This is a genomic window from Paenibacillus apis, assembly GCF_018333295.1.
In the GTDB taxonomy this organism is placed as follows: Bacteria; Bacillota; Bacilli; order Paenibacillales; family Paenibacillaceae; genus Fontibacillus; species Fontibacillus antibioticophila.
Genome location: NZ_BORS01000011.1, coordinates 152,149 through 179,088, shown reverse-complemented (window position 1 = coordinate 179,088; position 26,940 = coordinate 152,149). Strand labels below are relative to the sequence as shown.

The 26,940-nt window shown below is 50.4% G+C and carries 19 protein-coding genes and 1 other annotated feature; all 19 genes read right to left on the bottom strand.

The window, feature by feature from the left end:
- Positions 1-11: 11 nt before the first annotated feature.
- Positions 12-2,693, bottom strand: a complete 2,682-nt coding sequence (locus KI362_RS16795; protein ID WP_301628789.1) for a valine--tRNA ligase — start codon at positions 2,691-2,693, stop codon at positions 12-14.
- Between the two features lie 51 nt (positions 2,694-2,744).
- Positions 2,745-3,036: a binding site (T-box leader), on the bottom strand.
- A 323-nt stretch (positions 3,037-3,359) separates the two neighbouring features.
- Entirely contained in the window at positions 3,360-4,694 is a 1,335-nt protein-coding gene (locus tag KI362_RS16790; RefSeq protein WP_301628787.1) for a LysM peptidoglycan-binding domain-containing protein, read from the bottom strand.
- Between the two features lie 115 nt (positions 4,695-4,809).
- Entirely contained in the window at positions 4,810-5,721 is a 912-nt protein-coding gene (locus tag KI362_RS16785) for an RluA family pseudouridine synthase (protein WP_306432845.1), read from the bottom strand.
- Complete coding sequence (gene hemL / locus KI362_RS16780) at positions 5,718-7,019, bottom strand: glutamate-1-semialdehyde 2,1-aminomutase (RefSeq protein WP_301628786.1); 1,302 nt, start codon at positions 7,017-7,019, stop codon at positions 5,718-5,720. The genes KI362_RS16785 and hemL overlap by 4 nt, the downstream gene beginning before the upstream one ends.
- Before the next feature lie 20 nt (positions 7,020-7,039).
- A complete protein-coding gene (gene hemB / locus KI362_RS16775; RefSeq protein ID WP_044481755.1) occupies positions 7,040-8,044 on the bottom strand; it encodes a porphobilinogen synthase in 1,005 nt (334 codons plus the stop codon).
- Positions 8,045-8,084: 40 nt separating this feature from the next.
- On the bottom strand, positions 8,085-9,632 hold the full coding sequence (gene cobA, locus KI362_RS16770; RefSeq protein WP_301628784.1) for a uroporphyrinogen-III C-methyltransferase: 1,548 nt from the start codon (positions 9,630-9,632) through the stop codon (positions 8,085-8,087).
- A gap of 6 nt (positions 9,633-9,638) precedes the next feature.
- Positions 9,639-10,589: a hydroxymethylbilane synthase gene (hemC, locus tag KI362_RS16765; RefSeq protein ID WP_301628782.1), complete on the bottom strand. Its 951-nt coding sequence runs from the start codon at positions 10,587-10,589 to the stop codon at positions 9,639-9,641.
- Positions 10,586-11,242, bottom strand: coding sequence for a precorrin-2 dehydrogenase/sirohydrochlorin ferrochelatase family protein (locus KI362_RS16760; RefSeq protein ID WP_044481757.1), 657 nt, complete (start codon positions 11,240-11,242; stop codon positions 10,586-10,588). The genes hemC and KI362_RS16760 overlap by 4 nt, the downstream gene beginning before the upstream one ends.
- A gap of 226 nt (positions 11,243-11,468) precedes the next feature.
- Positions 11,469-12,857 (bottom strand): glutamyl-tRNA reductase, encoded by a 1,389-nt coding sequence (gene hemA, locus KI362_RS16755; RefSeq protein ID WP_044481758.1) that lies wholly within the window; start codon positions 12,855-12,857, stop codon positions 11,469-11,471.
- 229 nt (positions 12,858-13,086) lie between these two features.
- Positions 13,087-13,485 (bottom strand): adenosylmethionine decarboxylase, encoded by a 399-nt coding sequence (speD, locus tag KI362_RS16750; RefSeq protein WP_044481759.1) that lies wholly within the window; start codon positions 13,483-13,485, stop codon positions 13,087-13,089.
- Positions 13,486-13,843: 358 nt separating this feature from the next.
- Complete coding sequence (locus tag KI362_RS16745) at positions 13,844-14,857, bottom strand: glycoside hydrolase family 130 protein (protein ID WP_101781204.1); 1,014 nt, start codon at positions 14,855-14,857, stop codon at positions 13,844-13,846.
- A gap of 50 nt (positions 14,858-14,907) precedes the next feature.
- Entirely contained in the window at positions 14,908-16,539 is a 1,632-nt protein-coding gene (locus tag KI362_RS16740; protein WP_301628777.1) for an extracellular solute-binding protein, read from the bottom strand.
- Positions 16,540-16,599: 60 nt separating this feature from the next.
- Complete coding sequence (locus KI362_RS16735; protein WP_301628775.1) at positions 16,600-17,475, bottom strand: carbohydrate ABC transporter permease; 876 nt, start codon at positions 17,473-17,475, stop codon at positions 16,600-16,602.
- Positions 17,476-17,527: 52 nt separating this feature from the next.
- Positions 17,528-18,481 carry an ABC transporter permease gene (locus KI362_RS16730; RefSeq protein ID WP_374705674.1) on the bottom strand — a complete coding sequence of 318 codons (954 nt, stop codon included), beginning with the start codon at positions 18,479-18,481 and terminating at the stop codon, positions 17,528-17,530.
- 255 nt (positions 18,482-18,736) lie between these two features.
- Entirely contained in the window at positions 18,737-21,022 is a 2,286-nt protein-coding gene (locus KI362_RS16725; protein ID WP_301628774.1) for a helix-turn-helix domain-containing protein, read from the bottom strand.
- Positions 21,023-21,209: 187 nt separating this feature from the next.
- The gene (locus KI362_RS16720; protein WP_044481765.1) at positions 21,210-21,797 is read right to left on the bottom strand and encodes a hypothetical protein; all 588 of its coding nucleotides are present in this window, start codon (positions 21,795-21,797) and stop codon (positions 21,210-21,212) included.
- 224 nt (positions 21,798-22,021) lie between these two features.
- Positions 22,022-22,639 (bottom strand): ribosome biogenesis GTP-binding protein YihA/YsxC, encoded by a 618-nt coding sequence (gene yihA / locus KI362_RS16715; protein ID WP_044481767.1) that lies wholly within the window; start codon positions 22,637-22,639, stop codon positions 22,022-22,024.
- Positions 22,640-22,655: 16 nt separating this feature from the next.
- Positions 22,656-24,995 (bottom strand): endopeptidase La, encoded by a 2,340-nt coding sequence (gene lon / locus KI362_RS16710; RefSeq protein WP_301628771.1) that lies wholly within the window; start codon positions 24,993-24,995, stop codon positions 22,656-22,658.
- 200 nt (positions 24,996-25,195) lie between these two features.
- On the bottom strand, positions 25,196-26,914 hold the full coding sequence (gene lonB / locus KI362_RS16705) for an ATP-dependent protease LonB (protein WP_301628769.1): 1,719 nt from the start codon (positions 26,912-26,914) through the stop codon (positions 25,196-25,198).
- Between the last annotated feature and the right edge of the window lie 26 nt (positions 26,915-26,940).

Here is a 26,940-nt window from a genome sequence, read left to right as displayed (position 1 = left end):
TCTGTCACCTGCTATCCCTTCAGCTCAGAGATCCGGGCAAGAACGATATCACGCTTTGAAGAATAATCCGCCATTTTGGCACGTTCCTCTTCAATCACCTTAGCAGGCGCTTTGGAGACAAATCCTTCATTGGCAAGCTTCTTCTCTACCCGTTCAACTTCCTTGTTCAGATGTTCCGCTTCCTTTTCCAAACGGGCAATTTCCTGGCTGATATCGATCAGTCCCGCCAGCGGCAGATACAATTCAGCACCGGACACCACAGCGGTCATGGCTTTATCCGGAACCACCGTATCCAGAGAAGCTCCAAAATCCGACGTATTACAGAAGCGGCGGATGTAGTGTGCGTTATTCTCCACGATACGCAGTTCTTCTGCTGAAACTGGCTTAACCAGAAGATCGATCTTTTTGCTCATCGGCACGTTCACTTCAGCCCGAATATTCCGAACAGCACGAATGATGTCCATAAGCAGCCCCATTTCCTTTACAGCCTGCGGAGCTTCAAAGACCGGATCATACTTCGGCCATTCGGCCAAAGTGATCGTATCGCCAGAATGCGGCAAATGCTGCCATATTTCCTCGGAAATAAACGGCATGAACGGGTGAATCATGCGAAGGGTCCGATCCAGTACATAGGCGAGTACGGACTGGGTTTTCTTTTTTGCCGCCGCATCTTCACCATACAGCGAGAGCTTAGCAAATTCAATATACCAATCACACAGATCGTCCCAGATGAAGTTATATAACTGACGTCCGGTTTCTCCGAACTCATATGCATCAATCAGACGGGTAATCTCCCGTGCTGTCTCATTCATACGGTGAAGAATCCAGCGATCCGCTGTCGTCAAATCACCCGTGATATCAATATCCTCTATAGTCACGCCTTCAAGGTTCATCAAGGCAAAACGGGAAGCATTCCAGATCTTGTTCGCAAAGTTGCGGGCTTGCTCCACGCGTTCCCAATGGAAGCGCAGGTCCTGTCCTGGTGTGCTGCTGGTTGAAACCATATAACGCATCGCGTCAGCGCCATATTTGTCGATCACTTCAAGCGGATCCACGCCGTTGCCGAGGGATTTGGACATCTTGCGTCCTTCACTATCCCTGGTTAACCCGTGAATAAGAGCATCCTTAAATGGAATCTGCTGTGTGAATTCAAGCCCAGTAAAGATCATCCGTGATACCCAGAACGGAATAATATCATACCCCGTTACGAGCACATTTGTTGGAAAATAACGCTTGAAATCCTCGGCGCTTTCATTTGGCCAGCCCAGCGTTGAGAACGGCCAGAGCGCAGAGCTGAACCAGGTGTCAAGCACATCCTCATCCTGTCTCAGATCATCGCGTCCCAGCTTGGCGCGAGCTTCTTCCTCACTGCGCGCAACGACCATTTCACCTGTCGCATCGCAATACCAGGCAGGAATCCGGTGGCCCCACCACAATTGACGGGAAATACACCAGTCGCGAACATTTTCAATCCAATGCAAATAGGTTTTCTCAAACCGGTCTGGGACGAATTTTACACCCTTGCCTGATTTTTGAGCATCGATAGCTGTTTCCGCCAGCGGCTGCATTTTTACAAACCACTGTGTCGAAAGATAGGGTTCTACTACTGCTCCCGTACGCTCGCTATGGCCTACTTGATGCACATGATCCTCGATTTTAATCAGCACGCCCTGCTCTTGCAAATCCTTGACGATTTGCTTGCGGCACTCGCTACGGTCCAGACCTTGATACTTGCCGGCTTCCTCGTTCATCGTTCCGCTTTCATCCATCACAGTGATTTGGGGCAAGTTATGACGCAACCCAACCTCAAAGTCATTCGGATCATGAGCTGGCGTAATCTTTACCGCACCGCTTCCGAACTCCTTCTCGACATAATCATCCGCGATAATCGGGATTTCGCGTCCGGTCAAAGGCAGTACCAGCATTCTACCAATCAGGTCTTGATAACGTTCATCCTTCGGATGAACAGCAACCGCGGTATCCCCAAGCATGGTCTCCGGCCGGGTTGTAGCTACCGTAATGGAGCCGCTGCCGTCCTTTAGCGGATACTGTAAATGGTACAGGTGACCATTCACTTCTTTATATTCAACTTCAATATCCGACAAGGCTGTCCGCGCCGCCGGATCCCAGTTAATGATGTATTTTCCGCGGTAGATCAGACCCTTCTCATACAGCTTAACAAACACCTCCCGTACAGCTTCGGATAATCCTTCATCCAAAGTAAAGCGTTCGCGGGAGTAGTCCAATGAAAAACCCATTTTCTCCCATTGTTCATGGATTGTATTTGCGTAAAGCTCCTTCCATTCCCACACCTTCTCCAGGAATGCTTCACGGCCCAGATCATAACGAGTCACGCCCTGCTCGCGCAGCTTCTGCTCCACCTTCGTCTGCGTGGCAATTCCCGCATGGTCTGAACCCGGGAGCCAAAGCGCGTCATAGCCCTGCATCCGCTTAGTGCGGATCAGAATATCCTGCAAGGTAAAATCAAGCGCATGCCCCATATGAAGTATGCCGGTAACATTCGGCGGAGGGATCACGATTGTATATGGTTCTGCATCCGGCCGTTGACCCGCCTTGAAAAAACCGCCCTCCATCCAGTACCGGTACCATTTCTGTTCTGCGGCTTTCGGATCATAGGTCGTCGGCATGTCGGCCGACATCGATTGAGATGATTGATGATTTTGATCTGACATGTTTCCAAGCCTCCGTCAACAAAATTAATAATACAAAAAAAGCCCTTCGTCTCAAAGGACGAAAGGCTTTGCTTTCGCGGTACCACCTTTGTTTTACAGCAACGCATCCCTAGAGATTCCTGTTCATGCCCTCAGGCAATCATAGAAATACCGGAAGCGTATCCGTAACACTCATACACGTAACGGGTGCGATCCGGCCCATTCTATTCGCAGCCATTCATGCTGCGGGTGAAACGGGCGACTCCCGGGCGACTTCGGCCAGCAGCATCCTGCGGATATTCCCAGCACATCCATCCGCTCTCTGAAGGGCTTACTGCCTACTCCTCCCAATCCAAGTCATTGCCTTATATGTTATCCAATATTTATCTTTATCATAATATCCTGAATACATACGGTAGTCAACCTGGATTGGAAAAAATGGACTTAAAGGGTATAAGTGTGAAGGTTGGTGCAGTAAAAGCTTTCTGAAAGAAAGCTGCATCGAGAGCATACGCTCGGAGTGGTCGCCTTTGCGAGTGGATTTCTTCCTTGTCAGAACTTATTACAATAAGAGAAATCCGCGAGCAACAGCGATCGTAAGCACACTTCATACGTTGCCCCCAGCACGCAGAATCATTGGGTCCATAACAGCAAAAAGGTCGTGCGCTATGGCACGACCCCATTACCCTATGGAATATACAGCACCTGTCCCTCGGCAAGGTGATTTTCCGAGAGTCTGTTGTATAGTTGCAATTCACGGGAGCTAAGCTGATATCGGTCTGCGATCTCGTCCAGCGTCTCCTCCCGCTGCACGATAACCAGCTTCACTTTGCGGAAAGGCGTCTGTTCTTCAACATTTCTGATGAACAGGTTTTTCCATCTTATTTCTTCCTCTAAAATTCCTTCATCAGCCAAAGAGTTCAGCTCAGCCAGTGCCTGCTCACTCGGTATTTCCTCTGCCGTCTGGCGTTTCCCCTTCAGCAGCTTGCTCAGCCCGAAGTGCCCTTCGTTCGCAGATTTTTCCGGTTTTTTGCTGCCAAGAGCAATTTTCATTTCCTTCTTCTCTTCTTGTGCCGGGGCTGCGTTCTCTTCTATTTCGGGCTCCAAGTCCAGTTCCTCGTTAGGAAGCGCCTCATGAATCGGGGCAGGAGCTTCCTCTTGAATAGGTTCTACATAAGCCATCACAGGCTCGCTCTCCGGCTCGTTATCAGACAAAGCAGGTTGCGTCTGCAGCTCTCTCTCCCTGTCCAAATGCTCCTGGGGACTTTCATCGGTCGGGTCACTAGCTGGCGTCAACGGATGAAATTCCAGCTCGACCTCTTGCGCAATCTCCCGATCATCATCCTCATCCGTCTCCTGCTCGTTCCAGCTTGAAGCAGAGGCTGCCTTCTTGTCCGCAAAATCAGCCCGGCTAAACAGAGGCGATTCCTCGTCATTCCATGATAACGGGGAAGCCTGCTCGTCCTGACCTGGCTGTGTCTGCTGCGCCTCCTGTTCCCAATTCCGGAAATGCTCCGTATAGCTGCGCTCCAGTTCTCCCGATTGAAATCCGCTGCCCCAATCGGTCAACGATTCCTGAACCGCCTGCTCATTAACATCTGCAGCAGGCTCATAGGCAGCTGTGAATTCGCGTTCCTTCCACTCATCACTGCTGTCATCCCGTGACGCAGACTCTACGCCGTGCAATGAGAGAACACCGGTTATGTTTAAGCTTTTTGAGCTAAGCAGATCGACATCGAAATTGTCGATCTCGACGGCAATGTCCTCCAGCTTGCCAACCCGGCTCAGCGGTATCGTAATTTCAACCGGAATCCAATGCTCCAGTTGATGTGTGCCTTCTCCGCCGCTGTATACGCCCGACAGGAGCAAATGCCCGCGCAGCGAAGCATAGTCCTCTCCGGGAATAACCTGGATTCTAGGAACCAGCTCCATTTCCTCCAGCTCTTCAATGCCGGCAACGTTCTCTCCCAGGTGTACGCGTTCATAAATATCAAACCTCAGACCGTAGGATTGATCGGCCAAAATAATTCCCTCCCTTCAGCATATCCAAACATGATTTTGTATCCGGTAAGTGCACGGGTCCAAATCATCGCTCGATTTTATCTATATGCTTAAAAAGGGAGTGCATGACTCCTTTTTATTCTGCCGATCTCAGCTTGGCTAGGATTCCCTCCCAGGCTGCCGGCCAAGGATCGGATACAACGACCAGTTCACCCGTCATCGGATGAGGAAAGGACAAGCTCTCCCCATGCAAGGCCTGATGCTTCAGATATCGCAGGCTGCCGCCATATAACGCATCGCCTAGCAGCGGATGTCCCATATAGCTCATATGGACCCGGATTTGGTGGGTTCTCCCCGTCTCCAGCGTAAGTCTTACAAGACTTGAAGCAGGATGGGTCTCCACTAATTCAACCCGGGTAACTGCCTTTTTTCCTGTAGGAGATACTCTCCTCCTGGAAGCATGATGGCGATCTCGTCCGATCGGCTCATCAATGAGCCGCAGTGAAGCTGGGACTATTCCATCAACCAGAGCAACATAGATGCGTCCGATTCTTTTTTCCTCCATAGCCGTCTCAAGCTGCCGCCGTGCCAGCTCATTCTTGGCATACAGGACCGGCCCTGAGGTGTGTTCATCCAAGCGGTGAACATGCTCGGGAGCAACCAACTCTCCGCGGCCGGAATAAAGACCGGACACGAGATTAGATAATGCCGGCTCTCGGCTTACTCCGTCCGAATGCACCTTGATCCCCTGCGGCTTGTGGACCACAAGGCAGTAATCATCCTCATATAGAACCTCCACCGGTTCAAGGGCAGGAGGATATTGAGAAATCTTAGGAGGAAAGCCATGTATACGAAGCCGGTCGCCCGCAAGCTTGATTCCACCGGCAGCTTCTAAGGAAGCGAGCCACTTCCGGTTCAGTCCATACTCCTCTTCCAACCACAGAAGGGCCGCACTCATGCGGCCCCCCTCTTCGCGGGCAGGAAGCTTGCCAGGCATCAGCTCCAGCCATTCCCCCCGCCTGATCCCCGGTTTGCGCAGACGGCTCACAGCGCTCTAAGCGCACGGCGATGTGCTTCGATCGTGGCTTCAATATCCTCTTCGGTATGGACTCCGGATACGAACATCCCTTCAAACTGAGAAGGAGCAATATTAATCCCTTCTGTGACCATCGCTGCAAAATACCGGCGGAACAGCTCCAGATCGCTGCTCTTGGCCGTATCATAATTCACAACCTCGTCCGAGGTGAAGAATGGACATACCATCGAGCCTACCCGATTAATTCGGCATGGAATGCCCGCTTCCCTCGCATTCACCGTGAAGCCCTCTTCCAATCTTGCCGACAAACGCTCCAACTGATCATAGACCTCCGGCGTGAGCAAGGATAAGGTCGTATATCCGGCAGTCATCGCAAGCGGGTTACCGCTAAGCGTTCCCGCTTGATAGATCGGCCCTGTCGGTGCAATTTGCTCCATAATTTCCCGTTTGCCGCCATACGCTCCTACAGGCAGTCCGCCCCCGATTACTTTTCCCAGACAGGTCAAATCAGGAGTGACTCCATAACGCCCTTGAGCACAATGAATATGTACCCGGAACCCGGTCATCACCTCGTCAAAGATCAGAAGGCTTCCATAACGGGTTGTAATCTCACGAAGCCCTTCCAAGAAGCCTGGGAGCGGAGGCACCACGCCCATGTTGCCTGCGACAGGCTCCACGATAACCCCGGCAATTTCATCACCAAAACGCTCAAAGGCAAGCTGTACCGAAGCAAGATCATTATAAGGAACGGCAATCGTATTAGCCGCAACGCCCTCAGGAACGCCGGGACTATCCGGAAGGCCCAGCGTCGCGACGCCTGAACCCGCCTTGATCAATAGACTGTCCGCATGACCGTGATAGGAGCCTTCAAATTTCATAATTTTGCTTCGTCCCGTGTAACCTCGAGCCAGCCGGATCGCACTCATCGTTGCTTCCGTCCCGGAGTTAACCATCCGCACAATATCAATAGACGGTACCCGCTCGGCCACCAATTCGGCCATTTTCGTCTCCAGCAGGGTTGGCGCACCGAAGCTAGTGCCTTTGGACGCTGTTTCCTGCAAGGCCGAGACGACCTCAGGATGGGCATGTCCCATAATTAAAGGACCCCATGAGCCTACATAATCAATATATTGGTTACCGTCAATATCAAATACTCTGGAGCCTGCACCATGATCCAGATAGATCGGGGTTAGTCCCACCGACTTGAATGCCCGCACCGGGCTGTTGACTCCACCGGGCAAAACCTTTTTTGCCTGCTCAAATGCCTGACGCGAATGCTCATCACGATGCCGTCCTAAATTTCCGCTCATAAGCTCAGCTCCTGTTCCCCTTATTTTCCTTCCCGTAACCAGCGCGCCGCATCCTTCGCAAAATAAGTAATGATAATATCGGCTCCCGCGCGCTTCATCCCTAACAATATCTCCGTCACGATGGCCCGTTCAGAGATCCAGCCTTGCTGGGCAGCCGCCTTGACCATGGAATACTCTCCGCTCACATTGTAAGCTACGATTGGCAGGTCGAACTGGTCTCTAAGCAGGCGGACAATATCCAGGAAAGCCATAGCAGGCTTCACCATCAGCATATCTGCGCCTTCCAATACATCCGATTCCGCTTCACGCAGTGCCTCGCGCACATTGGCAGGATCCATCTGATACGTCTTGCGGTCACCGAATTGCGGCGCCGAATCGGCTGCTTCCCGGAAAGGACCATAGAAAGCAGAGGCATATTTTACCGAATAGGACATAATTGGAATATGGCTGAAGCCTGCTTCGTCCAATCCGGTACGGATCGCGTGTACAAAACCGTCCATCATATTGGAAGGAGCAATAATATCCGCTCCAGCTTGAGCTTGAGATACCGCTGTACGAACTAGCAGTTCCAGGGACTCATCATTCAAAACATCCCCGCATACATGGCCATCCCGCTCAAAGGTATGAACCATTCCGCAATGGCCGTGATCTGTAAACTCACATAGACATGTATCTGCTACAACCAGAAGATCGGGATAGAGCTCCTTGATTTTTCGGGTAGCTTGTTGAACAATTCCATTCTCGTCATAAGCGGAAGAGCCTACGCTGTCCTTGCTCTCCGGAATTCCGAATAACAGGACGGCCGGAATGCCCAGATCAACGATGTCCTTCACTTCTTCTTCCAGCGTATCCAGAGAAAAGTGATATACCCCTGGCATCGAGTTGATTTCTCTTTTGATCCCGCTGCCATGCGCCACAAAAATCGGCTGAACGAAATCATTTACATCTAATACGGTCTCACGCACCATTCCACGAATACCTGCCGATTGCCGAAGCCGGCGATGTCTTACGATTGGAAAACTCATGGATTACCCTCCTATATAACTAATAAATCGAATTATGTCATCATTGCTGCGAGCCTTGAAGCGCCTTCCATTCAACAAGCTTCTGCACGAGACTGTTAATCGTAGCCTCTTCCGCCATCAGATCGACATGCAAGCCGGCTGTCTTTGCCGTCTCGGCCGTTACCGGACCGATGCAAGCGATCGTAACCTTATCCAATGCTTGAACGGGATTCTCTATCCCCATATTTCTTAGAGCCTTCATGAAATAAGTAACCGTAGAGGAGCTCGTGAAGGTGACAGCATGTATGCCGCCCTTTCCCAGCAGCCGCAGTAATTCGTCATCGTCCTCCCCGGCGGGAACTGTCTCGTACATCACCGCTTCGACCACTTCGAGTCCGAGCTTTTTCAGTTCTTCCGGAAGCCAGGAGCGGGCCAAATCTCCGCGAGGAAGCAGCACCTTCTGACCCGGTTTAAGGACAGGTCCGAATGTCTCCAGCAATCCTTCAGCCTGGAAAGTTCCCGGAAGCTCCTCCGAGGTCAGCCCATGCTGGCGCAAAGCTTCTTTCGTGGCGGGACCGACTGCAATAATCCTTGCTTTATGCATAGAGCGGATATCGCGCCCCGTCTCCAGCAGGTGACGGAAGAAGAATTCAACCCCATTTACACTTGTGAAAATCGTCCAGTCAAACGTATCCAGTTGTCCCAGTGCTTCTTGTGTACGCTGCAAAGCTTCCCCTTGAGGCCAAGCAAAGTCAATCACCGGATACTCATAGGCCTCGCCGCCGAGCTCCTCAATTTGATGAACCAGACCGCTCGCTTGCGATCTGGAACGAGTCACGAGAATGCGGCTGCCGAAGAGCGGCATCGTCTCAGCCCATTTCAGAAGCTCGCGCTGTTGAACTACCTCGCCCACCACAATAACGGCCGGCGGCTTGAAATCGGCCTCCAGCACTTTTTGCTCGATATCGGAAAGTGTACCGACAAGCGTCTCCTGTTCAGCTCGTGTTCCCCAACGAATCAAAGCGACCGGCGTCTCCGGACTCTTTCCGTAGGTCATGAGTTGGCCGCTGATATAACCAATCTTGGCTACCCCCATCATAAACACCAGGGTACCTGTCGCATTGGTCACGCGTTCCCAATCAATAGCTTCATCCAGCTTATCGGGGCTTTCATGTCCGGTTATGATGGACACGGATGAGGCCATATCCCGATGGGTCACCGGTATACCCGCATAAGCGGGAACCGATATAGCTGCCGTGATGCCTGGGACGATCTCATAGGGAATCCCGTGCTGACGCAGCAGCCCGGCCTCCTCGCCCACACGGCCGAAGATCGTCGGATCGCCGCCCTTCAGTCTTACCACAGTCTTGCCGCTAAGGGCTAGATCGACCAGCAGTTGATTGATATCCTCCTGCTTCATCGTGTGGCGATCGGTTCTTTTTCCCACGTAAATCATCTCCGCACCGGGCCTTGCCTTCTTCAACAAACTGGGGTTCGCAAGCCGGTCGTAGACGATGACATCCCCCTTAGCAATGCAATCCAGACCCTTGAGCGTAATAAGCCGGGCATCCCCTGGACCTGCTCCTACAAGATATACTCTCCCTTTCACCAATAATCACTCTCCAGTAGAAGCCAATATTGTATTTGCGCCTTTGGCAATCAGCTTGCCTGCCAATGCTTCTCCCAGAAGGAGAGGATCATTGCCTGCCATCGATTGTCTCAAAATCACTTTTCCATCAGGTGAGCCTACCAGACCGGTCAACACCATTTCTGCAGGTGCTTCCTTGTCCGACCCCGGATTCAGCTGTGCAAAGGCTCCAATCGGCACCTGGCAGCTTCCTCCAAGCACGTTTAAGAAACGGCGCTCGGCCGTTACTGTCACCGCCGTATCCGGATCATTGTATAAGGAGAGCAATTGCTTCACAGCCTCATCGCTTTCCCGGCACTCGATGCCCAAGGCGCCCTGTCCCACAGCAGGCAGACAAATCTCAGGCGGCAGATAGGAGGTGATTCGATCCTCCCAGCCCATTCTTAGCAAACCCGCGGCAGCAAGAATAATAGCATCGAATCCCTCATCTTCCAGCTTGCGCAATCTGGAATCGATATTTCCTCTAAGCGGCTCAAGCACGAAATCGGGCCGATTCGCGGCAAGCTGACTGGAACGCCGCAGACTGCTCGTACCGATCCTGGCTCCTTGAGGAAGCTGCGACAGCTCCAGACCGTTGCGGGAGATAAGCGCATCCCGCGGATCTTCCCGTTTGGGAATCGCGCCGATGATCAAGCCTTCAGGAAGCTCAGCAGGCATATCCTTCATACTATGTACTGCCAGATCAATCTCTCCGTCCAGCATCGCCTGTTCAATCTCCTTTACAAACAGGCCCTTTCCTCCGACCTTTGACAAGGTTACGTCCAGAATTTTGTCGCCTTTCGTAACGATCTTTTTGATCTCAAAGTTGTATGGCAGATCTTGCTCAGCACAAATTTGCTCCAGGGCCCTGATCACATGTCCGGTTTGAGTTAAAGCCAATTGACTCTGCCTGGTTCCAACAATAATAGTGCGCTTCATGCTTCATCATCCTCCCGATAAGCTTCGATCCAGTTCATCCATTCTTCTTCACTCCACGGAGTAAATGTTCCCTGACGGATCTGAGCCAGCATATCCATATCTCTAACTACTCCAAGCAAGACGGACCTTCTATGAGGGTCTCGAACCTGGGCCTTTACCAGCGTTCGCGCCATTGCCATCGCATCCAGATATAGCTCATAGTCATCGCCGTAGACTTCGTCAATCTCGCGGCATAAGCGGCTTGCTGCAGCCGGCCCGCTTCCCGAAGCGGACACAGACAGGACCAGCTTCCCGCGCCTCAGTACACTCGGAGTAATGAAGGAACCTCGTCCCCCATCCCCGGCATGATTCACCGGAATTCCTAGGCGGTTAGCTTCTTCAACGACTGCGTCATTAATCTCTGGTGTATCTGTTGCTGCGTATGCCAGAAAGGCCCCCTCAAGGTCACCCTCCCGGTAGCCTCGCTGAATCCATTCAAGAGCTCCTTCAAGAAAAAGACGATGCAGCCGTTCACTTGTTGCGGGGCTGACAATCCTTACTTTGGCATCCGCATCCAGCAAAGAAAGCGCCTTTCGTTCTGCAACGAGTCCGCCCCCGATGATGATACAGCTCCTTCCTGACACTTTCATCATCAATGGAACATAAGTCTGCATAGTGTCCCCCCTGTCACGCTCTTACAACCTCAATGTGTATAGCATACTGTACACACACTTATTTTTCCACTGACAGACTCTTTCAGAGGTTGTTCAGAAAGTGATCTTTCGATCCTTTTAGAGCACACAATTTCGTGCATGTAAAAAAAGCCCTCGTGTATAAACGCTCCGCTCCGCAGGCTAAGCCTGAGGAGCAAAGATTCGTCATACCAAGGACTACTACACGTTATACAGTAACTTGAACCAACGAAGGCTCAACTACAGCCGGGAATTCCTTCGGTGCCGGAGAATCCGCTTCCTTCGCGGTCCATTCCTGACCAGCGCTGTTCTCCTCACCTAAAGCTTCCATTTGTTCTTCCAGCGCAAAAATTTGCGTAAACCATTCAAGCGCCTCAGGACCATTCTCTTCCGCAGCCATCTCCTTGATCCGGTTAACCGGATCATGCAGCATCTGATTCACAATGCTCTTGGTCAGCCGGCGGATGACCTTGCGTTGCCGTTCATCAAGCTCCGGAAGTTTGTTGAACAGACTTTCCAGGGTTGCTTCATGGATGGCGGATGACTTGGATTGCAGAGCTTGAATCACCGGCTTGATGCCCTGCGTGTGGAGCCAGTTGCCAAAGACGGAGATCTCATGCTCAATCATGCTCTCAATCTTGATGGCCTCTCCTCTCCGCATTTCCATATTACTTTCCACGATTCCTTCCAAATCGTCAATATCGTATAAAAACACATTATGCAGTTCAGCAATTGCAGGCTCAATATCCCGGGGAACCGCTATATCGATCATAAACAAAGGACGCTCAGGACGATGCTTCATCCCCGCAGCAACCTGGGCGGATGTCACAACATAGCCCTCCGCTCCGGTAGAGCTGATAAGGATGTCCACCTCAGACAAGCGCTGCATCGCTTCCTGCATCGAGCAAGGCGTTCCATCAAACTTGGAGGCAAGCTCCTGGGCTTTGGCGAAGGTACGATTCGCTACCAGAAGCTCTGCGGCTCCTGCGCCGCTTAGATGCTTCGCTGTCAGCTCACTCATCTTTCCGGCTCCAAGAATCAATACCCGCTTGCCTTCAAAGCTTCCGAAAACACGCTTGCCCAGCTCAACTGCAGCATAGCTGACCGAGACCGCACTTTCGCCAATGGCTGTTTCCGAATGGGCCCGTTTGCTAAGCGTTATAGCCTGCTTGAACAGCATATTGAACCATTTGCCGGTCGCTTTCTGCTGTTGCGCCAACAGAAAGGCATTCCGGACCTGTCCAAGAATCTGGGTCTCGCCAAGGACCATGGAGTCCAATCCACAGGTGACTCGGAATAGATGACGTAAAGCTTGTTCATCTTCATATATATATAAGTGCTTGGTAAACTCCTCGCGCGGAATACCAAACCACTTTTCCATAAAGCCTCGGATAAAATGACCACACATATTCAACCGGTCTACAACCACATAGATTTCGGTCCGGTTGCAGGTAGCAATTATGACACCTTCCAATACACTCTTGGTGCGCTTCAGTTCTTCCAGCGCTTGTGGCATATCTGTATCTGCAAAGGCAAAACGCTCCCTGACCTCAACAGGCGCAGTCCGATAATTCAATCCCACAACTACAATGTGCATTGCAAAGTTCACCTGCCTCTTGAAAGTTTAGGCGTTAAATTTAACTAATCAACAAAAACAATGTTAATTATATCACACCAAATTTGAATTCCCCTTGGAATTAGGTGAGTAATTTATGAATGTTTTATGAACGTCCACATTCAAAACAAATAACCATGGATATTGTCCATGGTTAAATTTATATTATCGCAAAATTCTTCTTGGTTTACATAAGTCGAGGCGAATTGCTTTACACCAATTCTACGGGATTCAAAGCAGGCGTTGCAACCTCCATCTCACCCGTTCCGCGAATCAATGTTTTTGCGTAGCTTTTCTCGGCTTGCAAGACAGTTACCAGATACTCCACGGCCTGCTGAGGATCGACATCCTCACCACAGGTGTAGCAATCAATTGCAGCAAAGCCTTTATCAGGATACGTATGAATCGAGAGGTGACTCTCCGACAGCATTACCAACACAGTAGCGCCTTGCGGCTCAAACTTTCTCGATTGAATAGAGAGTACAGTTGCCCCGCAGACATCCGCCGCTTCGACTAAGAAAGCCTGAAGCAAATGCTCATTATTCAATACCTCAAAGTCCACTCCCCAAGCATCAACAGCAACGTGTCTTCCGAAAGTTGAACATTCCACCTTCGGTTCCCCCTTCCTAGGAATAAAATGTTTGACCTAATTTCATCCGCTAGGACCTACGTCATTCACTTCCCGAGGGAAAACTCTCTCGCAACATCAACATGTCCTGAGTGAATCCTGGTTCCTATATTCTTTTCAACGAGATTAAAAATAACATCTATCCAAGACAAATGCAATACTTTTTTGTCCCGCTCATATCATATTCCCGGCTCTGCAATTAGGATACCTCAATGAAGCCTGCTGATTATTTAATAATAAAGGCACTGAGGAGCGATAGCATAACTAACGCGTCCACAGTGCCAACAGTTCTATTTGTTTATAATGCCAATAGCTCTGCGCAGTTCTAGTTCAAGCAACTTTACTCCGCGCTCTGAGGCTCCAAACAGAGACGAATCAAATCATCCACATGTGCTGTAGCAAGACATTCCACCGTGTCGGCAGCACCGTAGTAAATCTTCACCTCGCCGGAATCTTCGAGCAGCATGCCACCCGGGAAGATGACATTATTGCGGAAACCGCCTGCGACCTCATAGTCTGCCTCCGGCACGAGGAGCGGCGACTTGTATATCCCGCGCACGCGACTTGGATTGTCAAGCTCCAGCAGCATGATCCCTGCTGTATAGCGCTTCTTCCACGCAGGCTCCCAGCCGTTCTTGCCGCGTGCCGGGTCCAGGTCAACCGCATGGAATGTGGTAAGCCAGCCTTGCTCCGTCTTGATTGGAGGCGCCCCCGGGCCGATCTTGTCATTCGCATAGGGGACCTGTTCCACGGCTAGCAACAGCTCTGAATCCCCCCAGTAGCGCAGATCGTTCGAGCGGCTCAGCCACATATCGAACCGATCCCTACCGCCCCGGCTATATACCGTGAACGGGCGCTCCAAACGTACATACTGACCACCGATCTTCTCAGGGAACAGGACCATATTTCGATTATCCGGCACGGACAGACTAAGTACCTCAAACGATTGAAAATCATCCGTAACGGCAATTCCGCCACGTATACCATGCTTGGTATCTACTGCAAAGCAAAGATAGCAGCGACCCTCAATCACGGTGAGCCGCGGATCATACACTCGCTGAACCTCCTCATCATGCCAGCTCCAGCATGGAGTCGGCTCGACCTTCCAGTCTACCCCATCCTCACTGAAAGCCAGCCCCAGATTCGTGGTATGGCTCGGGTATACCTGCTCCCCCTGCTCATTGCCGTAGTCATTGCGGAATACCATCACATACTTGCCCTGAAATTTGGCAACCCCCGCATTGAAGACCATTGCCGGACCATAGGGCACATCCTTGGGTGCAAGCACCGGATTAGCTGGATGGCGATAAATGCGCTTGCTCGATTCGATTGGAAATCCAAGATTAGCTTGCATCGTCGGTTTCTCCCCTTCTCTCCTCATCACTAAGCAGCCTGCATGGCAGTTTACTGCTGAAAATCACTGATGTAAAGCACATTGTCTGCCTTCTCCTTAAGCCAATTGCTGAAGTATTCATCAATCTTGGTCCCGCCAGCACTGTTCCACAGCGCCTGTACATCAGCGAGCGCCTGATCGGTCGTATATTTATCGCCGCTGACAATCGACTTTCTCCAGATATCACCGATGGTTTCCGTATTTTTGGCTATCACTTGCAGATCCGACGGCAAGCCTGGCCAGTTGATAACCGGATGTGCGTATGGCCGATCCGGATTAAGAAATGCTGCATGTGCAGCATCAATCAGCTCACTAAACCCCTTCTCTTCCGGGATATCCATGTTGAGCTTGACCTCAGCCTGCTCCTTCTCCGGCAATGTGCCGATAAAGCTCAGCATATTGAAATCAAGCATGCCTACGAGTTCAGCTTTATTCTTCTCCGCATCAATCGGGATCGCAACACCGTCTGCATCCTTGTTATAGTGAACACCCTCTATCCCGTTCTTGAGTGTCATGGCCGTGTCTTGATCTACCAGGAAATCAATATATTGCATAACAGCTTCCGGATCCTTGGCATTGGCATTGATAGCGCCAGTCATCTGAATCGGTGATTTATATTTGGGATTAAACGCGCCATATTGGCTTTCTGGCAGCGGAACTGGCTCAATCACCGCTCCGGGATCATTCTTCAACAAGGATTTGTATGCTTCCAGCAGCAAGGCATTGTCAATCCCGCTGCTCGACAGATAAATGCCCAGCTTCCCGCTTACCCAAGTTTGCTTGGCAACTTCGCCCGTCTTATCTGTCAGGAAGTCCTTATCCACGATGCCTTCCTCAAACAAGCGTTTCTGGAAATCCGCTGCTGCCTTAGCCTGCTCGCCTACTGTTGGATTAACCAGTTGACCGTCCTGTACAAAACGGCTTCCATTATTGAACATCGCATTGATGACAGATTCTGCATTATTGCCGCCCATGTTCATACCGAATGTGTCTTTCTCTCCGTTCCCATCCGGATCTTGCTCACGGAATGCCTTAGCCACCTCATAGAGTTGCTCCGTCGTGGTCGGCATTTCGAGCTGCAGCTTATCCAGCCAATCCTTGCGAATCAGCATGTAGTCATTCGTCTTCATACCCAGGATCCGGCCTACCAGATAGGTACCGCCATCATCCATCTGTCCGAGAGTGAGCAACTGCGGGAATTCCTCCGTCATCTTCTTGTAGGTGGTGCTGTGATTAGCAATCAGGTCATCGAGCTTCAGCAGCTGCTTCTGCCCATACAGCTGATTGAGGAAGTTGCCGTCATACTCCAGAATCAGATCGGGTGCATCTCCCGATGCGAACAGCAGATTCAGCTTCTGTACCTGCTCTGAGCGCGGGAATGGAATGAAATCAACCCCTACAGGACTATGCTCATTAATCCATTTGGACCAGATGTTGTCGTCCACCGTACCAGCTGCCGGCGGCACATTACCACGATCATACAAGGTAACGGTAATTGTACTGCGATCAGCAGCTGATTTGTCCCCATTCGCAGACTTGTCTCCTGCGGCTGACTTATTATTCCCTGTTCCGCATGCAGCGAGCACTAACACGATCAGCATAGTCGTTGCAATCAGCAATACACTTTTATTCCTCATCTTCATCTTACAACCCCCATTTATTAATATGCTTTGCCGTAACAAACAGCAAGACAATTCCTGCAGTTAACCCTTGACCGCACCAATCATGACACCCTTAACGAAATACTTCTGCAGAAAAGGATATACGAGCAGCATCGGAATGAGCATCACGAACAATGCAGCGGCCTTGATTGATTCCGGGGTCATCTGCTGGACACTCTCCGATTGGAGATTATTCATCTCCTGCAGCATCGTCTGACTCTGCACCATCTGTTGAACTATCACTGCAAGGTTATATTTGGTCGTATCGTGAATAAAAATCATCACACTGTAAAAGGAATTCCAATAACCGACCGCATAGAATAGCGTCAAGGTTGCAATGACCGGCATAGATAATGGCAGTACGATTCGCAGCAGCTGTCGGTACTCTCCGCAACCATCTATCTTGGCCGACTCGATCACCTCTTCAGGAATGCTTTCGAAGAAGGTTCGCATGACCAGCATATTGTACGTGCTAACCAGCCCCGTCAGCCACAATGCCCAATAACTGTTGATCAGCCCCAATGCCTTCAGGACGAGAAAGGTCGGGATCGTTCCGCCGCCGAATAGCATGGTGAAGACAATGATCAACGTAAGTGTTCTCCGTGCATAGAAATACCGCTTGGATAACGGATAGGCCGCCATGACCGTAAAGAGCATACTCAGACCTACCCCGACAACTGTAAGAATGACACTGTTCGTAAACGCTTCCACAATTCGCGTGCCCACAAACAGCGAGCGATAAGTCTCGAAGCTCCAGCCCACCGGCCACAGCGTAACAGTCCCGGACAGGATTGCATGATTATCACTCAAGGATACAGCCATCAGATGAATAAGCGGCAGCAAGCAACTGAGTCCAGCCAATGTCAGTATCACGTAATTAAATGCATAGAACCATCTTTCACCTCGTGTTGTTCTCATGGCCCCTCTCTTCCTCCCTCTGTATCAGCAGCTTTCTGATTGCATATGGTCTCTACCACAGGCCATTGCCGAATCTCCGAGCGACCAGATTGGCGCTGAACACCAGCACAAAGCCCACGATGGATTCGAACAAGCCCATAGCCGAGGTTAAGCTGAACTGTCCACCTTGAATACCTACCTTGTAGATATAAGTACTGATAACCTCCGATACGTTGTACACCCCGGAATTCTGCAGGACATACACAGGATCGAAGCCTACACTCATCACACTGCCCATCTGTAAAATCAGCAGCAGAACGATTGTAGCACTAATTCCAGGCAAGGTTATATTGATGATCTGCCGCCATTTACTGGCACCATCCATACTTGCCGCCTCGTAGAGAGAAGGGTCGATGCTTGTGATAGCAGCCAGGAAGATAATCGTGCTAAATCCGGCTTCCTTCCAGATACCAGCTCCGAGGAAAATTGTAATCCATGACCCCTCATCGTAGAGGAAGGGAAAGGTATTGCCCGTCATCCGCTCCAGAACGGCATTAATAATCCCATTTTGCTCGGCAAACATCGTCACTACGATCCCGCCAACGATTACCCATGAGAAGAAATGAGGAAGATAAACGAGCGTCTGCACCCATTTCATGAACCATTGTCTGCGTACTTCATTGAGCAGAATAGCGAGCAGGATCGGAATCGGGAAGCCGACAACAATATTCAATACGCTAAGCACCAGTGTATTACGAATAATGTTAATTGTCTGCGGGTTGCTGAAAAGAATCTTGAAGTTGTCCAACCCGATCCATGGACTATGAAGAATGCCGTCTGTAAAGTTGTAGTTTTTGAACGCCATGATTGCGCCGAACATCGGTACATACTTGAAGATCACGTAGAACAGGAGTACAGGCACAAATAATGAGAGCAACGGCAGGTTTTCTCTGAATCTCCGCTTGGTCTCACGTCGGCGCTGAACATGATTACGCAACTCCAGTGCACCACCAGTTGAGTCTGCCACAGGCAACCTCCTTCAATCCTTAATCAGAAGAATTAAGAACAATTTTGCTTATGATGTGGTACCACCCATACATCGACTATAGGACAGCGGCTTCTTGATGAGCAATCATCAAGTTTCTGCTTATCGCCATTTGGTAGAATATTTACCTTATTCACAATTGCGTTAAATCCAGACGATAGACGTTTTTACAAAAAACTGCTGACTCGCAGAAAAAAAAGCCTGTATCAGTCATCCATATTGGATAACTGAACAGGCTTAAAGCAATTGATTTTCCTGCTTGCGATAATCACCAGGTGTCATGCCATAATGCTTCTTGAAGCTGCGAATAAAGGTCATCGGATTCGTATACCCTACTTGCAGCGCAATCTGCTGAATCGCCTCATTCGTCTCCAGCAGCAGATGCTCCGCATGACTCAGGCGAACCTTGGCCAGGAAGTCAACAAATTTATCGCCGATTTCTTCACGAAACAAGGCGCTCATGTATTTGCCGCTAATCCCAAATTGCTCCTCCAGCATACTCAGTGAAAGATCCGGATTCGCATAGTGCTGCTCAATATATTGTCGCACCTCTTGCATTCGGCTATGATGCTTGCGCGACTCGCGGTATTCCGCAAGCCGGCCGTCCATCTCGGTAAATAAAGCCGTGAGTTGCTGCCTGGTCTCTTCAATCGTCTCCATCCCTTGTAATATACGCTCCAGAACCGGATACAGATCATTATTCCATAGCGACTGTCCCTCTTCAGAGAACTCCATCAATTCCCTGCGCAGCATCTGGGTAATATGATTAATCAGATAGTATACATCGCTCTTCGCGAAGCCGCCAGCAATCAGTTCCTGGAACAGCAGATGCAGCTCGTCCTTCCAGCGCTCTTCACCAATCCGATAGGCGTGAGTGAGGGAACGAATCTTTGGAATCAGTCTATAAACCTCTCGCTGACTTTCAACTTGCAGTTCTTCATAAGCAATTACACGTCCGCTGCCTTGAATGAACTTGTCATTCAGAGCCTCAAGAGCTTCCGCATGAATCAGATACAGCTGCTCCGGATCCGAGATCACCCTGCTGAGTCCAATCGAGACCGTGAAATCAAGATTGCTTCTGACCCAATCGGATAGCTGAGCAGCAATCGCATAGACCCTCCCCTGAGGCGCTTCCATTCCATTCCTATTCAACGAATCCCCTTGAGCAAGCGGCTCGGTTCCGTCCGTGTCGACCAGCAAAATCGTCATCCTTGGACCCTCCAGCCACTCCGCCCATATATTCACCGCATGCTGACCCGAGAGTTCTCGTACTACACTATTCATAACAAACTGAAATAAAAACTGATCACGTGTAGAATAACGATCGGCAAAATCCCCATAATGGTCGATCTCAACAATCCCAACCGACAGCTGTTTGGAAAAATCACATACTTTCAGCTTGGCAGCTTCCTTCTTCCATTCATCCCGATTCCAGATTTCGGTGCCGGCAACCAACTCACGCAGCTTGTGCCGACGCTTGAATATCAAGCTTTCTTCCTGTTCGCGCTCATATTCGAGTACCTGTCTAGTGAGATGCTGGAAAGCCTCTTCGATAATTTTCAGCTCATCCTTGGTCGGCTGCGACTGCGGCTGAAAAATCTCATGTTGGGCTGAGTGAAAGTAAACAATGCGCTGCATGATCGTATGAATTGGCTTGTATTGACTGCGTGCTGTATAGACGATCCAAGCGATGCCCAATATCAATAAAATAACGGATATCCCAAGCATCAAGGTGAACAGCCCCGAGGTGAAGGTATAAACCGAGCCATCCTGGATGCCCGTGGCGATCGTCCAGCCTGTATAGTCCGATACAATGTGATGCAATTCCTCCATCTTGTCCGGGAGCGAAGATTTGAAGATTTCCCGGCCATTGCTGCCAATTAATCTTGCACTGCTAATATCCGCCGCCTGGTTCATTTCTGCAACCAGTTGCTGCAGCTCGGATACCTTCACATTCACAACAATAAGTCCGCTCTCACCCTTGGGAGGAGGGTAATCGCTTACTAACGAGACGACATCTCTGGACTGGTCTGAATATTTGTTGCGAAGTGATCGTGCATCCGACCATTTGTGATCCCGCTCGCTGCGTTCCAGCCAATTTCGAATAAATGCCTGATCACCATGCTTGTCCAGCGGCAAATTCATCGTATCAGACAACACGGTCTCATCCGCGGCGCGATACAGATAGATCGAATCAATTAATGGTAATGACAGCTTGATCTTATCCAGTTCTCTAGAGATTTCGTACTTATAGAAATATCGTTCGCCAAGTTCCTTCTCATAAAAATAGGCTGCGAGCTTTTCATTCTGCAGCGCCGCATTCAAAACCTGCGTCTCAACCGCCTTGAGGTTGAAATCAACGCTCTGCTGAACATGCTCTGCAAATACCCCATTGGCACGAACAACATCTTGTTTGGATTGCTGGACAGTAGACAGGAAGGTTGCTCCTAACAGCACAAAGATAATTAATAATAACAACGGCAGATAAGAAAGTACCTGTTTTTTAAACCACCATCGACTCATTATCCGCCTCCAATCCTATCATCCCGTCATGCTATCCGATATCCTTGTATGTTCCCATACTTCCAAATTATTGTAGGTTATTTGGACTACATCCGTCAATCCGGCTGCCCCATCCGATTTAACCTTACAAAAAAAAGATCCTTCAAGGATTCCCCTGAAGAATCTTTATTCTGTATAACTGTACTTGTTAAGCTTCAAGTGCAAAGAGCCGGCGCGAGCAATTCCGAAGCTCGTCGTCAATCCGGTCGAGCACTTTCGGCTGGCTTGCTACAAACCGCTGATCCAGAAGCTGATTGATCCGGGTGTGGATCGACTCAATTTCCTGTTCAATGGCTTCGTTGCGATATATGCTCTGAAGTTCAGCAAGGGTATCCTTGAGCTCGAACACTAATTTGTACGATTCTCTCGAATACTCGACGATTTTACGCACTCTGCCATTCTCATAATAATACATCATCATGAATCCGTTAAAGATTCTGGTGACCATGCCTGAGCCCTTAAAGGCAGCAAAGAGCAATCTCATGACATTGGTCAAATGGGGCGTCTCCAAGCGGAAAGATAATTCACAGACATAGTTACCGTCTCTCAGGTCAAAAGGCAGATGGACTTCCTCCCCGCCGTCATCCTCCAGCACCACCTCTTGACTGCCGTTATCCAGCACTTTCACCCGCTGGCGGACATGAGGATCGTACACCTTATGAATAAACTGCGACATCTGGGCTTCCGACAAACACATACTGGCGTTTACATACTCTGTGGCTAACCGCTGAGCCATAAAAATCTCCTCAATTCTTCAATTTAGCAATTATATACAGTAATTATACAATATAACTCTGACTCCTTGCTCAACAGGTAAATCGTAAAATTGCGGCATATTTCAGGAAAAATCGGTTTGAGCCGTTTTTACATGCAAAATTATCGCAGTATGCTCACTTTCCTGCCATTCCTGCTTCAAATCCCTTCTTGATCCATCGATTTGGGGCTGTATACCTGATTAGGCTACAAGTTGTCCTCTTCTTGCTGCTCTGCACCGTCCTCGATAAAGGAATTAATCTGTTCCCATAGCTCGTCTCTCCCGATTCCCGCCTCCGAAGAGAAGAGCATCAGTTGATCTCCGGCCCGCAGCACAAGCGCATCCCGAATGATCTTCATATGCTTCTGCCAGCGGGACTTCGGAATTTTATCCGCCTTGGTAGCAACAACGCATACGGGTAAGTCATGATGCTTGAGCCAATCATACATCAGCTCGTCATCCTTTGACGGCGGGTGTCGAAGGTCAATGATCAACAGGATAAGTCTGAGCGTCTCACGCTCGAGCAAATACTTCTCTATCATGCCTCCCCAAGCCTGACGCTGGGTCTTCGACACTTTGGCATAGCCGTAGCCGGGGAAATCCACAAAATACAAGTCCTCATTAATCCGGTAATAATTCAGATGCTGCGTCTTGCCTGGTGTAGAGCTCGTACGGGCCAGATTCTTCCGGTTAATCATTCGGTTGATCAAGGAAGACTTCCCTACATTGGAACGCCCTGCCAGAGCAATCTCCGGCAAGGCATCGTCAGGATATTGACTAGGTCCGACTGCGCTTATTACAAATTCAGCTTGATTTACTTTCATACTTCCATTCCTCTCTCTAGTGCGGCCCGGACTGCTGTTCCACAAGCGCGTGCTCCAAAACCTGATCCATATGGGCCACAGGCACGAACGCCACATCTTCCTTCACACTATCCGGAATATCGCGCAAGTCGCGCTCATTATCCTTGGGCAGCAATATTTTCTTGTATCCTGCCCGATGAGCGGCGAGCGACTTCTCCTTCAGTCCTCCGATCGGCAGCACTCTTCCGCGCAGCGTGATCTCACCAGTCATTGCAACATCCTTTGATACGTGGCGTCCTGTCAGAGCGCTGATCAAGGCAGTAGCAATCGTAATTCCGGCAGAAGGACCATCCTTTGGAATAGCTCCCTCCGGGATATGAATATGAATATCGTTTTTCTCGTGAAAATCAGAATCAATTCCAAGCTCTGTTGCCTTGGATCTCGTATAGCTAAATGCGGCTTGAGCAGACTCCTTCATCACGTCGCCCAACTTCCCTGTCAGAATCAGCTTTCCGCTGCCCGGAACCACTGTAACCTCAATGACCAACGTTTCACCGCCAACCTCGGTCCAGGCGAGCCCGGTCACCGTTCCGATCTGGTCCTCTAATTCAGCAACCCCATAACGGAACTTCGGAACTCCCAGATAATCCTTGATCTCTTCCGGTCCTATAGCCAGTGTTTCCTGATCTTCGGATACAATTTTCTTGGCTGCCTTTCGGCATAACGCAGCAATCTGCTGCTCCAGATTCCGAACCCCTGATTCACGGGTATACTCGCGAATGGTGCGAAGCAGCGCTTCCTCGCCAATTTGCAGCTGATTCGGCTCCAGACCGTGCTCGCGCTTCTGCTTAGGCAGCAAGTATCTTGTGCCGATCTGCAGCTTCTCCAGCTCGGTGTAACCCGGAATATAGAGCATTTCCATACGATCCAGCAAAGGACGGGGGATGTTATGTACCGCATTCGCTGTCGTCACAAACATCACATTGGACAGGTCAAAAGGCACCTCTACAAAATGATCGCTGAATGTATTGTTCTGTTCTGGATCCAGCACCTCAAGCAAGGCCGAAGAAGGATCTCCCCGGAAATCCGAGGCCATCTTGTCAATCTCGTCAAGCAGAAAAACAGGGTTCAGCGTTCCGGCGGTTTTCATCCCCTGGATGATCCGGCCCGGCATCGCTCCGACATAGGTACGGCGATGTCCGCGAATCTCCGCCTCATCTCTCACCCCGCCGAGGGAAATTCGTACAAACTCCCTGCCTAGCGAACGGGCAATGGATCGAGCCAAAGAGGTCTTACCCACTCCGGGCGGACCGACGAGACAAAGGATCGGCCCCTTCAGCTTCTTCACCAGCTTCTGAACGGCTAAATATTCCAGGACACGCTCTTTCGGCTTCTCCAGTCCATAATGATCCTCATCCAGCACTTGCTCCGCCTTCGTCAGATCCAGATCATCCTCGGTTTTATTGCTCCATGGAAGACTCAGCAGCCAATCCACGTAATTGCGGATAACTCCGCCCTCCGCAGAGCTGGCGGGCATCTTCTCCAGACGATCGATTTCCTTAAGCGTCTTCTCACGCACTTTCTCGGGAAGATTCTTCTCTTCTAATTGCGCCCGAAGCTCCTCAACCTCTCCGGCACGGCCCTCCTTTTCGCCCAGTTCCTTCTGGATCGCCTTCATTTGCTCACGGAGATAGTACTCCTTCTGGGTCTTCTCCATTTGCTTTTTGACCCGCTGACTGATCTTCCGCTCCAGTTCAAGCACTTCACGCTCATTGTTCAGAATATCCAGCAGCTTCTCCAGCCGCATCCGAACCTCGATCGTTTCAAGAATTTCTTGTTTATCCTTAATCTTCAGAGACAAATGGCTCGTAATTACATCAGCAAGCCGTCCAGGCTCCTCAATGTCCGATACAGCTGCCAATGTCTCCGGAGTCACTTTCTTGGACAGATTGATATAATGTTCGAACTGAGTAAGTACTGTACGCATAAGAGCATCAACCTCAGGATCGTCGGACTCCTCTTCCGGCTGTTCCTTAGCCAACACCTCATAGTACTCCTCATTATCCAGGTATTCTACAATTTCCGCCCGCTCCATCCCTTCCACCAATACACGGATGGTCCCATTAGGGAGCTTAAGCATCTGACGAACCTTGGCGACCGTCCCGATACGGAAAATATCTTCTTGGGTCGGCTCTTCAATGTTCACTTCCGATTGAGAACACAGGAGAATTAAGTTGTCATCGACCATCGCTTTTTCCAGTGCCTTTACGGACTTGTCACGCCCGACATCCAAATGCAGCACCATGCTCGGATACACGAGCAGGCCGCGGAGCGGCAGCAAAGGAAAACGACGGCCTTTCATTTTATGGGGTCCCATCGCTATGCACCTCCAACGTTCCCTTCAGTAATGTTCAAAAATCCGGCCTTTGTTCACGCAGCAGATTCTAATGAAAAAACGGCCTCGCATCTTGAACTCATTTTTCTTCGTAATTTCATACCTATTTTAGCAAAAGTGATCTTAAAACACCAATGAAGGCGGCCGCGCAAACCGCAACCGCCCTTGCAATGCCGAAATGCCTACATGCCTCCATTCGGGGACGGAGAATTCGCCTGCAGGAACGAAGCCGGTGTTGGCATGGGAGCAAAGAGCTCCCCTCCGGAGCTAAAGCCGATATCCTTCTCTATTTCCGGTCCGAATACATGCCGAAACACCTCGCCTACCGACTCCACAGGAATAACCCGGAGCCCTTCCAGGCCTTCAAATAACGTTTGCCAATTGTCCTTTGGAATCAGAACCGTGGTAGCACCGGCTTGAAATGCGGCCTCCACCTTCGCCACCACGCCCCCAACCGGCTTGACCATACCATGAATGCCAATCTCGCCGGTCATCGCAATCCGATGGTCAACAGGAATCCGCCTTAGTGCGGAGGCAATAGCTGTCGTGATTGCCAACCCTGCAGATGGGCCGTCAATCGGAGTCCCGCCAGGGAAATTGATATGAATATCGTACCCTGCCGGGTCCAGCCCCATTCGTTTCAGAACGGTGATGACATTCTCCACCGAGCCCTTGGCCATGCTCTTCCGCCGCAGGGTCCGGCTTCCGCCTCCAATCTCCTCCTCATCCACTACGCCGGTGATGGTGCAGGTTCCCCTCCCGTTCTCCACCTTGACAGCCGTTGCCTCGATTTCAAGCAAGGTGCCCATGTTCGCTCCATATACGGCTAGACCATTAACTACACCGATTTGCGACTGCTCCGGGATTTTGCGTTCAGGACGCGGAGCAAGCTGACTGCTGGTCGCCACCCATTCCAAATCCTTGGCATCCAAATGTTCCCGCTTCTCGGTCAAAGCCAGTCCGGCAGCCAGCTGCACCATATTTACAGCTTCACGTCCATTGGTCGCATACTTTTTAATCACCTCAACCGCCTCCGGACAAGGCTGAAAACCAATCCTCTTTACGGCGTCCTCGGCGATCTGTGCGATCTCCTCAGGAAGCAGGGGCCTGAAGTAGATTTCCATGCAGCGCGAACGCAGCGCAGGAGGAATCTCCTGAGGGGAACGGGTCGTTGCCCCGACAAGCCTGAAATCGGCAGGCAGGCCATTTTGAAAAATATCATGGATATAAGCCGGAGTCCCATGATCCTCTGAATTGTAATAAGCACTTTCCAGATAGACCTTTCTATCCTCCAGCACCTTCAACAGCTTGTTCATCTGAATCGAGTGAAGTTCCCCGATCTCATCAATGAAGAGAATCCCTCCATGGGCTTTGGTCACTGCCCCCGGCTTCGGCTGAGGAATACCCGCCACGCCCATAGCCCCGGCTCCCTGATAGATCGGATCATGCACCGAACCGATTAAGGGGTCAGCTATGCCTCGCTCGTCAAAGCGGGCGATGGTGGCATCAATCTCCAGAAATTTCGCCTCCGCCTTGAACGGAGAGGCCGGGTTCTTCTTCGCTTCCTCCATCACAACGCGAGCAGCCGCGGTCTTGCCAACTCCCGGTGGACCATAAATAATCACATGCTGCGGATTGGCGCTGCACAGCGCAGCCTTCAGCCCGCGGAGTCCGTCCTTCTGACCGACAATATCGCTAAGCGCAGCCGGTCTTGTGCGCTCGGCGAGCGGCTTGGTTAAAGATATAGCTCTCAGCTTGCGAAGCTTCTCCATTTCCTTGCGGGATTCACGATCCACCGCACTCCGATTGCCCTTTTGGCTGCGGAGCTGATTCCAGAAGTAGAGGCCAATCACCACCGCAAAGAACATTTGAACCGCCATCAGAATGATACTTAAATCCATTTCATAGAGCCTCCCCACTTTTAACT